General features: G+C 64.0%; 10 protein-coding genes. 5 read left to right on the top strand and 5 right to left on the bottom strand.

Annotated features, from left to right (window positions below; all coding sequences use genetic code 11):
• Positions 1-66: 66 nt before the first annotated feature.
• Positions 67-2,040, top strand: coding sequence for a threonine--tRNA ligase (gene thrS, locus X726_RS165615; protein ID WP_023667614.1), 1,974 nt, complete (start codon positions 67-69; stop codon positions 2,038-2,040).
• Positions 2,041-2,125: 85 nt separating this feature from the next.
• Positions 2,126-3,064 carry a GNAT family N-acetyltransferase gene (locus X726_RS165620; protein WP_023667613.1) on the top strand — a complete coding sequence of 313 codons (939 nt, stop codon included), beginning with the start codon at positions 2,126-2,128 and terminating at the stop codon, positions 3,062-3,064.
• A gap of 58 nt (positions 3,065-3,122) precedes the next feature.
• Here X726_RS165620 and X726_RS165625 read toward each other — a convergent pair whose 3' ends face one another.
• A complete protein-coding gene (locus tag X726_RS165625; protein ID WP_023667612.1) occupies positions 3,123-4,085 on the bottom strand; it encodes a hypothetical protein in 963 nt (320 codons plus the stop codon).
• Positions 4,086-4,248: 163 nt separating this feature from the next.
• Between X726_RS165625 and X726_RS165630 the strand changes: the two genes are divergently transcribed.
• Positions 4,249-4,833: a nitroreductase gene (locus tag X726_RS165630; RefSeq protein ID WP_023667611.1), complete on the top strand. Its 585-nt coding sequence runs from the start codon at positions 4,249-4,251 to the stop codon at positions 4,831-4,833.
• 111 nt (positions 4,834-4,944) lie between these two features.
• Complete coding sequence (locus X726_RS165635) at positions 4,945-6,846, top strand: hypothetical protein (protein ID WP_023667610.1); 1,902 nt, start codon at positions 4,945-4,947, stop codon at positions 6,844-6,846.
• Here the strand turns inward: X726_RS165635 and X726_RS165640 are convergent.
• Both X726_RS165640 and X726_RS165645 read right to left on the bottom strand, forming a co-directional pair.
• Positions 6,843-7,718 carry a CoA ester lyase gene (locus X726_RS165640; RefSeq protein ID WP_023667609.1) on the bottom strand — a complete coding sequence of 292 codons (876 nt, stop codon included), beginning with the start codon at positions 7,716-7,718 and terminating at the stop codon, positions 6,843-6,845. The genes X726_RS165635 and X726_RS165640 overlap by 4 nt on opposite strands.
• Entirely contained in the window at positions 7,718-8,170 is a 453-nt protein-coding gene (locus X726_RS165645; protein WP_023667608.1) for a MaoC family dehydratase, read from the bottom strand. The genes X726_RS165640 and X726_RS165645 overlap by 1 nt, the downstream gene beginning before the upstream one ends.
• 151 nt (positions 8,171-8,321) lie before the next feature.
• On the opposite strand from X726_RS165645, the gene X726_RS165650 reads away from it, so the two are divergent.
• Positions 8,322-9,443, top strand: a complete 1,122-nt coding sequence (locus X726_RS165650; RefSeq protein WP_023667607.1) for a DUF2336 domain-containing protein — start codon at positions 8,322-8,324, stop codon at positions 9,441-9,443.
• Positions 9,444-9,447: 4 nt separating this feature from the next.
• On the opposite strand, the gene X726_RS165655 is transcribed toward X726_RS165650, so the two are convergent.
• Both X726_RS165655 and parE read right to left on the bottom strand, forming a co-directional pair.
• Entirely contained in the window at positions 9,448-11,517 is a 2,070-nt protein-coding gene (locus X726_RS165655; protein WP_023667606.1) for an FUSC family protein, read from the bottom strand.
• A 102-nt stretch (positions 11,518-11,619) separates the two neighbouring features.
• The gene (gene parE / locus X726_RS165660; RefSeq protein WP_023667605.1) at positions 11,620-13,674 is read right to left on the bottom strand and encodes a DNA topoisomerase IV subunit B; all 2,055 of its coding nucleotides are present in this window, start codon (positions 13,672-13,674) and stop codon (positions 11,620-11,622) included.

Here is a 13,674-nt window from a genome sequence, read left to right as displayed (position 1 = left end):
CGGATGCCTCCGGCTTCACACCACGACCACCCGCGCTCGTTTGCGGGACTGGATAGGAGATACCCGATGCTGAATTCCGTTTCCCTGACATTTCCCGATGGCTCCGTCCGCGACTATGACGCGGCGATGACCGGTGCGGGCCTCGCCGAATCGATCTCGAAGTCGCTGGCCAAGAAGGCTGTCGCCTATGCCATCGACGGCACCGTTCGCGATCTTTCCGACCCGCTTGGCAAGTCCGGCAAGGTCGAGATCATCACCCGCAGCGATCCGCGCGCGCTGGAGCTCATCCGTCATGATGCAGCACACGTGCTGGCGGAGGCCGTGCAGGAACTGTGGCCGGGAACGCAAGTGACCATCGGGCCGGTGATCGAGAACGGATTCTATTACGACTTCGCCCGCAACGAGCCGTTCACGCCTGACGATTTCCCGGTGATCGAAAAGAAGATGCGCGAGATCATTGCGCGTAACAAGCCGTTCACCAAGGAAGTCTGGTCGCGCGACAAGGCGAAAAAGGTCTTTGCCGAGAAGGGCGAGCGCTACAAGCTCGAGCTGATCGACGCCATTCCCGAAGACCAGGATCTCAAGATCTATTCCCAGGGTGACTGGTTCGACCTCTGCCGCGGCCCACACATGGCCTCCACCGGGCAGATCGGCAACGCCTTCAAGCTGATGAAGGTGGCCGGCGCCTATTGGCGTGGCGATTCGAACAACCCCATGCTGACCCGCATCTACGGCACGGCCTGGGCCGAGCAAGCTGAACTCGATGCCTACCAGACGATGCTGGAAGAGGCAGAGAAGCGCGACCACCGCAAACTCGGCCGCGAGATGGACCTGTTCCATTTCCAGGAAGAGGGGCCGGGCGTCGTCTTCTGGCACGCCAAGGGCTGGAAGATGTTCCAGAATCTGGTCAACTACATGCGCCGCCGCCTCGACGAGCAGGGCTACCAGGAGGTCAACGCACCGCAGGTTCTCGACAAGAGCCTGTGGGAGACGTCGGGCCACTGGGGCTGGTATCGCGATGCCATGTTCAAGGTGACGGTGGCCGGCGACGACACCGACGACGACCGCGTGTTCGCGCTGAAGCCGATGAATTGTCCGGGCCACGTGCAGATATTCAAGCATGGGTTGAAATCCTATCGCGATCTGCCCGTAAAGCTTGCGGAATTCGGCAATGTGCATCGTTACGAACCGTCCGGCGCCTTGCACGGGCTGATGCGCGTGCGCGGCTTCACGCAGGACGATGCGCACATCTTCTGCACCGAGGAGCAGCTGGCCGCGGAATGCCTGCGCATCAACGATCTAATCCTGTCGACGTACGCCGATTTCGGCTTCGACGATGTCAGCGTGAAGCTGTCGACGCGGCCGGATAAGCGCGTCGGCACCGACGAGGCCTGGGATCATGCCGAGGCGATCATGGGCAACGTGCTGGATACAATCAGGACGCGCTCGGGAAACCGCATCAAGACCTCGATCAATCCGGGCGAGGGCGCTTTCTACGGGCCGAAATTCGAATATGTGCTGAAGGACGCCATCGGCCGCGAATGGCAGTGCGGCACCACGCAGGTCGACTTCAATCTGCCGGAACGCTTTGGCGCCTTCTACATCGGTTCGGATTCCGAAAAGAAGCAGCCGGTGATGGTGCATCGCGCCATCTGCGGTTCGATGGAACGCTTTCTCGGCATCCTGATCGAGCATTATTCCGGCCATTTCCCGCTGTGGTTCGCGCCGCTGCAGGTGGTTGTGGCGACGATCACCTCGGATGCTGACGACTATGCGCGAAAGGTTGTCGCACAGTTGAAGGCGGCAGGACTTTTGGCCGAACCGGATCTGCGCAACGAGAAGATCAACTACAAGGTGCGTGAGCATTCGCTGGCCAAGGTTCCTGTGATCCTCGTCTGCGGCAAGCGCGAGGCGGAGGAGGAGACGGTCAACATCCGCCGGCTTGGCTCGCGCGATCAGGAATCGCTCAAGCTGGCCGACGCGCTGAAGCTGCTTTCCGACGAGGCTGTTTCGCCCGACCGAAGGCGCAGCGCGGCCTGAGCAATCAATATTTCGGAGAAATGGCGGTGGAGCGATCCACCGCCATTTTCACATGCCTGTCACGCCAACCTTGTAACGAGCCCCCATGCTCAAGCTGAAGATACGGGAAAGACCGTTTCCCGAACTCTCCTACGCCAATGCGAGCCAGCCGGCGCTGAAGCGCTGGTTCATCCATTCCATTGAAGGTCTGTCGGGGCGCGACCGTTATGCCGCGCTCTATGATTTCTGGCGCCGCCAGGTGGCGCCGACCGGCGAGCGGGTGTTCAGCCGCATGCTGCAGCTGATCGACGTCAAGGTGCGCAGCACCGATCAGTGGCCGCCGGCGGGGCTGCCCGACACGCCGCTGGTGATCGTAGCCAACCACCCGTTCGGCATTGGCGACGGCATTGCCGTGCTGTCGCTCGTCGAGCAGCTCGGGCGTCCGTTCCGCGTCATGATCCACAAGGATCTGCTGAAGATCCGCGAGATGGAACCGTATTCGCTGCCGATCGACTTTTCCGAGACCAAGGACGCGGTGAAGAACAACTTGGCGGTACGCCACGAGGCGGTGCGGCTGCTCAGGGAGGGCGTCACCATCGTGGTATTTCCGGCCGGCGGCGTCGCCACCGCGCCGAAAGGCTTTGGCCGGGCGCGCGACCTGCCGTGGAAGATGTTTCCGGCGCGCCTCGTTCAGGACGCCAAGGCGTCGGTGGTGCCGATGCATTTTTCCGGGCAGAACGGCCGGCTGTTCCATCTGGTCAGCGGCCCGATGAACATGGGGGAGCGCGAAGGAAGGCTGGCGAAATTCGTCGGCAAGGCGTCGCTGACGTTGCGCCTTTCAATGCTCATCCGCGAATTCGCGCGGCTGTCCGGCAAGACGATCGACGTGCGCGTCGGCGATGTGCTGAGCTGGGATGAGTTGGAGCCATTGCGCGACCGCAAGACCTTGCTTGATCGCCTTCATCGCGGCGTCTTCGATCTAGCGCCCGACGCGCCGCGCGGCCGGGTCCACTTCCTGCAGCGCCGCCTGCACAAGGCCGCCTGACGTAGCCCTGAACTACCACTTCAACTGAGAGCCAAACCGAGGCCAATGGGCGCGCCGGTCAGTCGGCGCCTTCCTCGGGATCGATGGCCGACGCCTCGGTGGCCAGGACCTCGATCTCCTGGTTCTGTCCGGCAACGACGGTGAAATCCTTCTGGTAGATGCGGTCGCGGTTCTTGGCGATGATGGTGTATTGGCCTTCGGCCAAGACCATCGAGGCGAAGGCGCCGACGGCCTCCTTGATCGGGTCGCCGGATTCGTTGAGCAGCGACCAGGATGTATCGGCGATGGCCTCGCCGCCGGTCTCGCGCACCAGCTTCATGGTCTCCTCCGCCGCGCGATGCTCGACGGTGGCTTCGGTCAGCTTGCCGGCCTCGACGCGGATGTCGGAGCGAATGACGGCATTGACCGCGCCATAGGTGGAGACGACATGATAAACGCCGGCGTTGAGCCGCACGACGCTGTTCGGCTCGACATCGGGAATGATCAAAGCGCGGTCGCCATTGGCCTCGGCGGTGCCCTCATAAATGGAGAAGCGCAGTTTTTTCGGCGGAATACGCACGCCGCCCGACAGCACCGCGTCGAGCTTGAGGCCGCCGGCATCGAGCACCAGGCTTTCGCGCCTGGCGTCCTTGCCGACGGTGATGCGCTTGGTGGCGCCGGCGCGTCCGTAGGAGGCGTGGACCAGATAGCTGCCGGGCTCGAGCTGGAACACAGCGCTGCCGCCACGCGCGGAAGCCACCATCGGCAGCTTGCCGTCGCCGGCGGCCTCGGGCTTGAAGACGCGCCAGACGATGCCGCGCGTGATGTCGGCGCCCTTGTCGGTCAACTGCGCCGACAGCGTTATGGCGCCGCCGCCACTGAGCGCCAGCGGCGTCTCGCCCTTGGGCGTCGCATAGCTCGAAATATCGGGAAGTTTCAGATTGCCGATGCCGTCGGCATTCTGCGCCATGGCCATCGAGGCCGGCGCAAACAGCGCTACGGCGAGCCAAATCAGGAAAAGGCGCGATGTCCCCTCAAACATGCCTTGCGTTGAAGCCCAAGGCGGTGGCAATTTCAAGGCTTAAGAGTCCGATCCGCCTTGGCAACGGCTCTTTCGTTCGGCGCGTCCGCGCCAATGCACGAGCCGCCCCACCCGCAATGGCGCGCTTCAGCTCAAAATCGAGTGCTTTAGGAGACCTGGCCCCATGGCGTCGCCGATCATCGACTTCCTGCTGACCCGAAACTCCGCACCGATTCCTGAATTGAAGGAACCGGCGCCCAGCGATGCCGATATCGCGACCATGATCGCGGCTGCAAGCCGTGTGCCCGATCACGGCCGACTGGAGCCGTGGCGCTTCATCCTTTATCGCGGCGAGGCGCGATTCGAGATCGGCAGGAAGCTGGCGGCGCTCGCCGAACAGCGCGAAGGGCCGCTGCCGGAAAACCGCCGCAACCAGGAGCTTGCGCGGTTTTCCCGCGCGCCGCTGGTGATCGGCGTGGTGTCGGTTCCGAAGGACAATCCAAAAATCCCGCAATGGGAAATGTTCCTGTCCGGCGGCATGGCGGCGCTGAACCTGATGATCGCGGCCAACGCGCTGGGCTATGGCACCAACATGATCAGCAACTGGTATTCCGACGTCGCGGAGGGCAGGGCGATCCTGGGGCTGGCGCCGCAGGAGCGCGTCGTCGGCTTCATCCATGTCGGCTCCTACCAGGGCCCGGCGCCGGAACGGCCGCGGCCCGATCCGGCAAAGCTCTATGCCGATTATACTGGGCCGTGGAACGGCTGACACCCGAAAGCGATTCCCCTTTATTTAAACACAGGCTAAGACAGCGGCTTCGGCGATGCGTTGGGGGTTGGCGCATCGACCATGGGGATTTTTTTGGGGGTCGCCGGCGACATGAAGAAACGAGACTCGCTGCGAACCCGGCTGCGCTATGGGTTTGACAAGAGCATGGCGGCCGGGCCGATCGCGCTGATCGGCTGGCTCGCCGTCGCTTCGCTGCTGATCATCATCGCCGCCGCGGCTTTTCTTGCGGTGACCCGCATCGCGCCGGAGGGCGGCGAACCACTGAACTTCTTCGAAGCATTCTGGGAATCGCTGATGCGCACGCTCGATTCCGGCACGATGGGCGGCGACACCGGCTGGGCCTTTCGTCTCGTCATGCTCTTTGTCACGCTCGCCGGAATTTTCGTCGTGTCGGCCCTCATCGGCGTGCTCAGCGCCGGCGTCGACAGCAAGCTCGATGAATTGCGCAAGGGCCGTTCGCGGGTGCTGGAGAGCGACCACACCATCATCCTCAACTGGTCGCCGTCGATCTTCGACGTCATCTCCGAACTCGTCATTGCCAATGCCAGCCGCCGCCATCCGCGCATTGTCGTCATGGCCAATATGGACAAGGTGGCGATGGAGGACGAGATCGCCGCCAAAGTCGGCAGACTGGGCAATACACGCATCATCTGCCGCAGCGGCGACCCGACCGACCTCTACGATCTGGCCATCGTCAACCCGCAGACCTCGCGCTCGATCATCGTGCTGTCGCCGGACGGCGACGATCCGGATTCGCAGGTGATCAAGACGGTGCTGGCGCTGGCCAACGACCCGAACCGGCGCACGGCGCCCTATAACATCGCCGCCGAGATCCGCGACGGAAAGAACGCCGAGGTCGCCCGCGTCGTCGGCGGGGCCGAGGTACAGCTTGTCCTGGCCGACCAGCTGATCTCGCGCATCGTCGTGCATTCGAGCCGGCAGTCGGGTCTCAGCGGCGTCTATTCGGAGCTGCTCGATTTCGACGGCTGCGAAATCTACACCACCGAGCAGCCTGATCTCACCGGCAAGACCTTCGGCGAGGCAGTGATGGCGTATGAGCATTGCACGCTGATCGGGCTCTGCGACCAGCAGGGGCGCGTCAATCTCAACCCGCCGTCGGAGCTGGTAATCGGCAAGGACATGCGCGCCATCATCATTGCCGAGGACGATGCCGCCATCAAGCTGGGAAGCGCCGGAGCCAAGATCGATGCCGCGGCGATTCTTCGCCATCAGCCCATCGAGGCGAAGCCGGAGTGCACGCTGATCCTTGGCTGGAACCGGCGCGGTCCGATCATAACCTATGAACTGTCGCGCTATGTCGCGCCTGGTTCGATCCTGACCATCGCCGCCGATACGCCAGGCCTCGAGCAGGAAGTTGCCGGGCTGCCGGTCGTCGGCGACAATCTGTCGGTTTCCTGCCGGATCACCGACACGTCGAGCAGCACAGCACTGGCAAGCCTGGACGTGCCTTCCTACGACCACGTGCTCGTCCTCGGCTACAGCGAGACCATGGCAGCGCAGCCCGCCGATACGCGCACGCTGGTGACGCTGCTGCATTTGCGCAAAATCGCAGACGATGCCGGCACGCATATCTCGATTGTCAGCGAAATGATCGACGTGCGCAACCGCGAGTTGGCGGCGGTGACCAAGGCCGATGACTTCGTCGTCAGCAACCGGCTGGTCAGCCTGATGCTGGCGCAGGCATCGGAGAACCAGCATCTCGCCGCGATCTTCGATGACCTGCTCGACGAGGAGGGCTCCGAAATCTACATGCGTCCGGTCGGCCACTATGTCGCCACCGATCAGCCGGTGACGTTCTGGACGATCGCGGAATCGGCGCGGCTGCGCGGCGAGATCGCCATCGGACATAGGCGCGTTCGCGCTGCGCAGAGTGATGAGCGGGCTCTGGGCGGCGTCACCGTCAACCCGTTGAAGTCGCAAGCGCTGGCCTACCTGCCTGAGGACCGGGTCATCGTGCTGGCGCGGGACTAAACCCGGACTGCCTTGGCGCGAGCCAGAAGCCGTTCGGCGAGCCTGAGATGCGGCCGGTCATACATCTTGCCGTCAATGCCGACCACGCCGGGATTTCCGGCCGCCTCGAAGGCCGCGACGATGGCCTGCGAGCGTTGCACTGCCTCCGCCGATGGCGTGAAGGCGGCGTTGATGACCGGCACTTGCGCCGGATGGATTGCCATCTTGCCGGTAAAGCCGTCACGCTCGGCCTCCGTGCATTCGGCTTCGAAGGCGGCCATGTCGCGAAAGGCAGGGAAGACCGTGTCGATCGCCGCGACTTCGGCTGCGCCGGCGGCGAGGATGGTCATGGTGCGGGCAAGGCGGAAGACATCGGTGTATCGACCGTTGTCGTCGCGCGCAGCCCGCGCACCGATCGCCGCGGACAGATCTTCGGCACCCCAGGTGAGGCCGGCAAGCCGGGCGCTTGCCCCGGCATAGGTCGCGGCGGCCAGCAACCCAGCAGCGGTCTCGGTAATGATCGGCAGGATCTTGATCGCGCCATCCGGCAATCCGTTTTCGGCCTCATGTACGCGGAGCTTTACGGATAGCTGCTGGACATCCTGGCCGCTGTTCGACTTCGGCAGCATGATACCGTCGGGTTTGACCGGAACCAGGGCGGCCAGATCATCGTCGGTCAACCCGGTCGATAGGTCGTTGACTCTGATATAGATGGCGGAGCTTGTCTGCTGCCTGTTGCCGGCAATAAAGCGTGCTGCGATGTCGCGTGCCGACGGCTTGTTTTGTGGCGCCACGGAATCCTCAAGGTCGACGATGACCACGTCGGCGCCGGCGCCAAAACCCTTCTCAAGTTTCTTTTTGGAATCCCCGGGCACAAACAGCAGCGAGCGCATCAGGCCGCCTTTTTCATCATCATCGCCTGGCGCGTGCATTTGGCAACGAGGACATCGTTCTGATTGTAGGCGTGATGCTCGAACTCGACGATGCCGCGGTCCGGCTTCGATTTCGAGTCCCTGACTGAGAGCACCGTCGTTTCGACACGGATGGTGTCGCCGTGGAAGACCGGGTGCGGAAACACCGTCTCCTTCATGCCGAGATTGGCAATTGTGGTGCCGACGGTGATGTCATTGACGGAAATGCCGATCATCAGGCCGAGCGTGAACAGCGAATTGACCAGCGGTCTGCCCCATTCGCTCTTGGCGGCGAAGTCGAAGTCGATGTGCAGCGGCTGCGGGTTCAGCGTCATCACCGAGAACAGCATGTTATCGCTTTCGGTGACGGTCTTGCGCAGCGTGTGCCGAAAGACATGTCCGACGACGAACTCTTCGAGATAAAGCCCGGGCATCGTTTTTCTCCTCCGCTGCCTGACGGTTGATAGGCGCTGCCCATGCCACCCGCAAGCCAGTTAATAAACATGGTGAACCGTTCGTAAACCATTTCTGCCTAGGGTCATTCCTGGGGCCGGAAGCTTTCCGGCAAGGGGCGTAGCAGGCAGTATGGTTGTCTCGCATTTTCTCAAATGGATCTACACCGCGAGAGTTTCGGAGCGCGCCGCGGCGGCGAGCGCGCTGGCCCGCGCCTACGTCAATTCCGACCTGCCTTTCGAAGACCGTTGCGCGGCCGAAGCGGCGCTGACGCTGCTGCTCGACGACGCCTCGTCGAAGGTGCGGCTGGCTATGGCCGAAGCGCTGTCGATGAGCCATCACGCGCCGCTGCAGATCATCAGCGCGCTTGCCTCCGATCAGCCGGAAGTGGCAGCCCTGGTGCTGGCGCGCTCCCCGCTGCTGACGGACGCCGACCTGATCGACCGCGTCGCGGCCGGGCACAAGGCGACGCAAAAACTGATCGCCGACCGGCCGGTCGTTTCGATGGCGGTTGCCGCGGCAATCGCCGAGATCGGCGAACCGGAAGCGTGTGCGGCGCTGCTCGCCAATGACGGCGCCGATATCGCGTCGCTCAGCTTCCGCCGCATGGCCGAGCGGCATGGCCATATCGCTCATTTGCGCGAGGCAATGGTCACGGATGTGCGGCTGCCGGCCGACTGCCGGCACATGCTACTGGTCAAGCTCGGCGAAACGCTGAAGGCTTCGCCGCTGGTGATGGCGCTGATGGGGGCGGCCAGAGCCGAGCGCGTCACGCGCGATGCTTGCGTCAAGGCTTCGGTGCGGCTGGTCGAAGGCACGCGCGCGGAGGAACATGCGGCACTTATCGAACATCTGCGCCTGCGCGGCGACCTGACCGCAAGTTTCATCATCCGTGCCATTGCCCACGGCAAGGTCGACTTTTTCGGCTCGGCCCTGGTTGCGCTCAGCCAGCAGTCGGAGCAGCGGGTGCGGGCCTTGCTCGCCGGCGGCCAGGACGTTGCGTTGCAGGCGCTGTTCCGCAGCGCCGGCCTTGCCGCTTCCACCCATGGCATCATGCTGCGCGCGCTCAAGATCTGGCGCGAAGTCGCCAACGGCAAGCGCCTCGCCGGCGTGCAGGAAGTCAGCTGGCTGATGCTGAAGGAACTCGGAGGTCAATCCACTGAGGGCGATCTCGCCGGCCTGGTCAAGTCGATCCATCTCGACGCGCTGCGGGAAAACGCGCGCGGGCATGCGCTGGCGATAGCCGCGGCCTGACGCCCTAGCCACGATCCCTGGTGAAGAAATCCGGGAAATCCTCGATCGCGGCGGCGATGATGCGCAGCGAGGCTGCGATCTGCAGCATATCCGCACCGCCGCTGCGCTCTGAAAGGCTGGCTGCATATTGCCGGGCCACAGTGACAGTTGCTGTCTGTGGATCGCCGGTTGCGCGAAAGAGCAGTTCACGCGCGAGGCCGCGCAGGAAATTGGCGATCGAGAGCGCGGTGTCGGTAGGAGTGGACGGCCTCTGCTGCGCGGCGCGCAGGCGCAGGATTTCGAGGCCGACGGTAACGGCGGCGACCCCGCCGCCCAGGATCGCATCGCCTTTCCTGCCGGCATTCTGCAAGAGCGGCATCAGCTGGTTGATGCGGTCATAGGCCAGGCTCTCGAAGGCCGAACGCCGCGGTACCCGCTCGTGCAGACACAGCCGCGCCAGATCCTCGCGCATGGCGCGCACGATGCGGTTGGCCGCGCGCCATGGATCGACCGGCAGCACCACGATGAAGACGCCGATGGCCAGCAGGATGCCGACCAGCACCGACGCCGAGCCGGCGAAGAACGGGCCTGGGGCATAGGTCATCGCCTGATGCGGGCTGAGGAAGGCGAGGAAATTGATTGCAAACGCCGTCGCCACGCCGACGGTGCGTGGATTGGCCATGCCCAGCGCCGTCGGTACCAGGATCGGCACGACAAACAGCGTGAACCAGCCGAAGCCGGGCAGGGCAGGCAGCGCGACCTGGCCGACAAGGAAGGCAAAGGGCAAAGCCAGCAGCGTTCCCTTGAAGAAGCCCCAGGACACCCGCACCGGGTCAGGCCGCGCGGCGAAAAGACTGGAGACGACGGCAACGAGGATGACGGTGCCGGCCGCGTCGGACCATTTCGTCGTCAGCCAGAAGGCGGCGACCGCCAACGTGGCAAGGCCGGCGCGTATGGCATTGCGCGAAGCCCCGGGATAATCGCGGTGCACCACCAGCGCAGGCGGCTGCCTGTTGCTCCGGCTGGGGCCCGTCACCGGTGCGCGCAGGGCGTCGAGGCCGCGCAGCACCTGCTTGAAGGCTTCGGCGAAATCGGCGGCGATGGTGAGGCGGGTTATGGTGCCGACCCTGTCGTCGCCCTGATCGGTCGAGGCGTCGGGCATTTGCCGGGCCTTGCCGGCAATCGCGTCGAGCCGCGTCACCCAGGGCGACGTGTCGTCCAGCGCCTCGGGCGTCGCTGCCAGCTCGCTGACCAACGACTGCAGTTCGGAGCGTACCGGAATGAGCGCTGCGTTTTTCGGCGCGGCATGCGAATGCAGCGCGCGCGCCGCCGACAGCGCCGAGAGAAGCTGACCGATGGTTAGGCGGACCGGATGGGCGCGGGTGGCGAAGCTCGGTGCTTCGAGCCGGGCATAGGCGCGCATCTCGGCCAGCATCTGGGCGTCGGTGATCAGCTTGCGGTGCAGGCCGGCCAGCGTCGCCGGGTCGCCACCGGAAAAAGCGCCGCCTGCATAGGTTGCAAGGTCGAGGATGCTGCGCTTCAGCCTGGAGATGATGGCGTCAGCGGCCAGCTTGGGCAGGATCAGCCGGCTGGTCAGGCCGGCGCAGACGATGCCGAGCACGATCTCGGCGCAGCGCGCGACAGCGAGATCGACGACCACGTGCGGCTGGCCGAAAGCCGGCAGCCCAATGATCATCGCGGTATAGCCGGCAAGTGCGGCGCCATAGGCTTCCGGATTGCGCAGCAGCGACGAAACCAGCGTGCACAGCCCAATCCAGACGGATAGCGCCGTGACCAGCAGCCAGGGATTGGTGCCGAAAACCGAGGTGATGCCGATCGCCGCAAGTCCACCGGCCAGCGTGCCGAGCAGCCGGTAAAAACCTTTCGCCAGCACTATGCCGGCGACCGGCTGGGCGACGATGAAGACCGTCATCATCGCCCATTGCGGGTGGTGGAGTTTCAACGCGTAAGCAGCGAGAAGCGCGATCAGACCGGCCGAAACCGTGCGCAGGGCGAAAATCCAATCCGAGCGCGTCGGCTGCGTCAGGCCCGCCAAACTGGTTTCGAAGTAGCTCTTCAGCCGCGCCCGGATCACAAGCTGGTCTCCGTATCGGAAGTGCAGGCTAGAGCAGTTCCAGGAAAAGTTTGAAACGGTTTTCCGCCCGGAACTGCGTCAAAACGAAGAGTCGGCCGGCGCTCAGATATCCAGCACTTCCGTCGCGGCGAATTCGGCGCGTTCCTGGATGAAGCGGAAGCGGGCTTCCGGCTTGGTGCCCATCAGCGCGTCGACAGCATCCTTGGTCGCCGCCACGGCGTCGATGACATCGACCCGGAGCAGCGTGCGCTTCCTCGGGTCCATGGTGGTTTCCTTGAGCTGCGCGGCCATCATTTCGCCCAAGCCCTTGAAACGGCCGATCTCGACCTTGGCGCGGCCGGTGAATTCGGTGCGCAACAGCTCGTCCTTGTGCGCATCGTCCCTGGCATAGGCAACCTTGCCGCCTTGCCGGATCGAATAGAGCGGCGGCACCGCCAGATAGAGATGGCCGCCATTCACCAGGTTCGGCATTTCCTGGTAGAAGAAGGTGATCAGCAGCGAGGCTATGTGAGCGCCGTCGACGTCGGCGTCGGTCATGATGATCACGCGGTCGTAGCGCAAATCCTCGTCGCGGTATTTCGAGCGCGTGCCGCAACCGAGCGCCTGAATCAGGTCCGAAATCTGCTGATTGGCGGCGAGCTTGTCGTTGCCGGCGCTGGCGACGTTGAGGATTTTTCCGCGCAGCGGCAGCACCGCCTGGCTCGCACGGTCGCGCGCCTGCTTGGCCGAGCCGCCGGCCGAGTCGCCTTCGACGATGAACAGTTCGGCGCCCGCGGCGGCATTCTGCGTGCAGTCGGCGAGCTTGCCGGGAAGGCGCAGCTTGCGCACCGCGCTCTTGCGCGACACTTCCTTTTCCTGGCGCCGGCGCACCCGCTCGTCGGCGCGCGCAATCACCCATTCCAGCAGCTTGGAGGCTTCCTGCGGATTGTCGGCCAGCCAGTGGTCGAAGGGATCGCGGATGGCGGTCTCGACAATGCGAATGGCTTCGATCGTTGCCAGCCTGTCCTTGGTCTGGCCGACGAATTCCGGCTCGCGAATAAACACCGATAGCATGCCTGCCGCCGAGATCATCACGTCTTCGGAGGTGACGATCGAGGCGCGCTTGTTGCCGACCAGGTCGGCATAGGCCCGAAGCCCGCGCGTCAGCACATTGCGAAAGCCGGCCTCATGCGTGCCGCCTTCGCCGGTCGGGATTGTGTTGCAGTAGGAGTTGACGAAGCCGTCACCGCCGAACCAGGTCACCGCCCATTCCAGCGAACCGTGGCCGCCCTGCTTCTCGCTCTTGCCGGCGAAGATTTCGCGGGTCACCTGGAAATCATCGCCGAGCGATGCCTTGAGATAGTCCTTCAAGCCGCCGGGGAAATGGAACTCCGCCTTGGCCGGCGTCTGGTCCTTTTCCTTGATCAGCGATGGGTCGCAGCTCCAGCGGATCTCGACGCCGCCGAACAGATAGGCTTTCGAGCGGGTCATGCGATAGAGCCGCGCCGGCTCGAAGGCGGCGCCCTTGCCGAAAATCTGCTCGTCGGGATGGAAGCGGATTTTGGTGCCGCGCCGGTTGTGCACTTCGCCGAGCTGCTCCAGCCCGCTCACCGGAACGCCGCGCGAGAACCTTTGGCGGTAAAGCTGGCGACCGCGCGCGACCTCGACTTCGAGATGGTCCGACAGCGCATTGACGACCGAGACGCCGACACCGTGCAGACCGCCGGAGGTCTCATAGACCTTGCTATCGAACTTGCCGCCCGAATGCAGCGTCGTCATGATGACTTCGAGCGCCGGTTTCTTGAATTTCGGATGCGGATCGACCGGAATGCCGCGGCCATTGTCGGTGACGGTCAGAAACCCGTCGGCCGACAGCTCGACATCGATGAAGGTGGCATGGCCGGCGACCGCCTCGTCCATCGAATTATCGATGACCTCGGCAAACAGATGGTGCATCGCCTTGTCGTCGGTGCCGCCAATATACATGCCGGGACGGCGCCGCACCGGCTCCAGCCCCTCCAGCACCTCGATGTCGGCGGCACTATAGCCCTCGCTGCCGTCCTTGGTCGCAACGGAACGTTTCGTGGCCTGCAGCAGCGGGTCGGCCGGCCGCGCCGGTGTCCGAGCCGATTGGGGCTGCTTTTCCAGATTGCCGAAAAGATCGTTGTTGTCGTCCAT

This window comes from Mesorhizobium sp. LSJC285A00 (assembly GCF_000503155.1).
GTDB lineage: Bacteria > Pseudomonadota > Alphaproteobacteria > Rhizobiales > Rhizobiaceae > Mesorhizobium.
The sequence above is the reverse complement of the archived record's forward strand: the minus strand, read 5'-3'. Positions and strand labels throughout refer to the sequence as shown.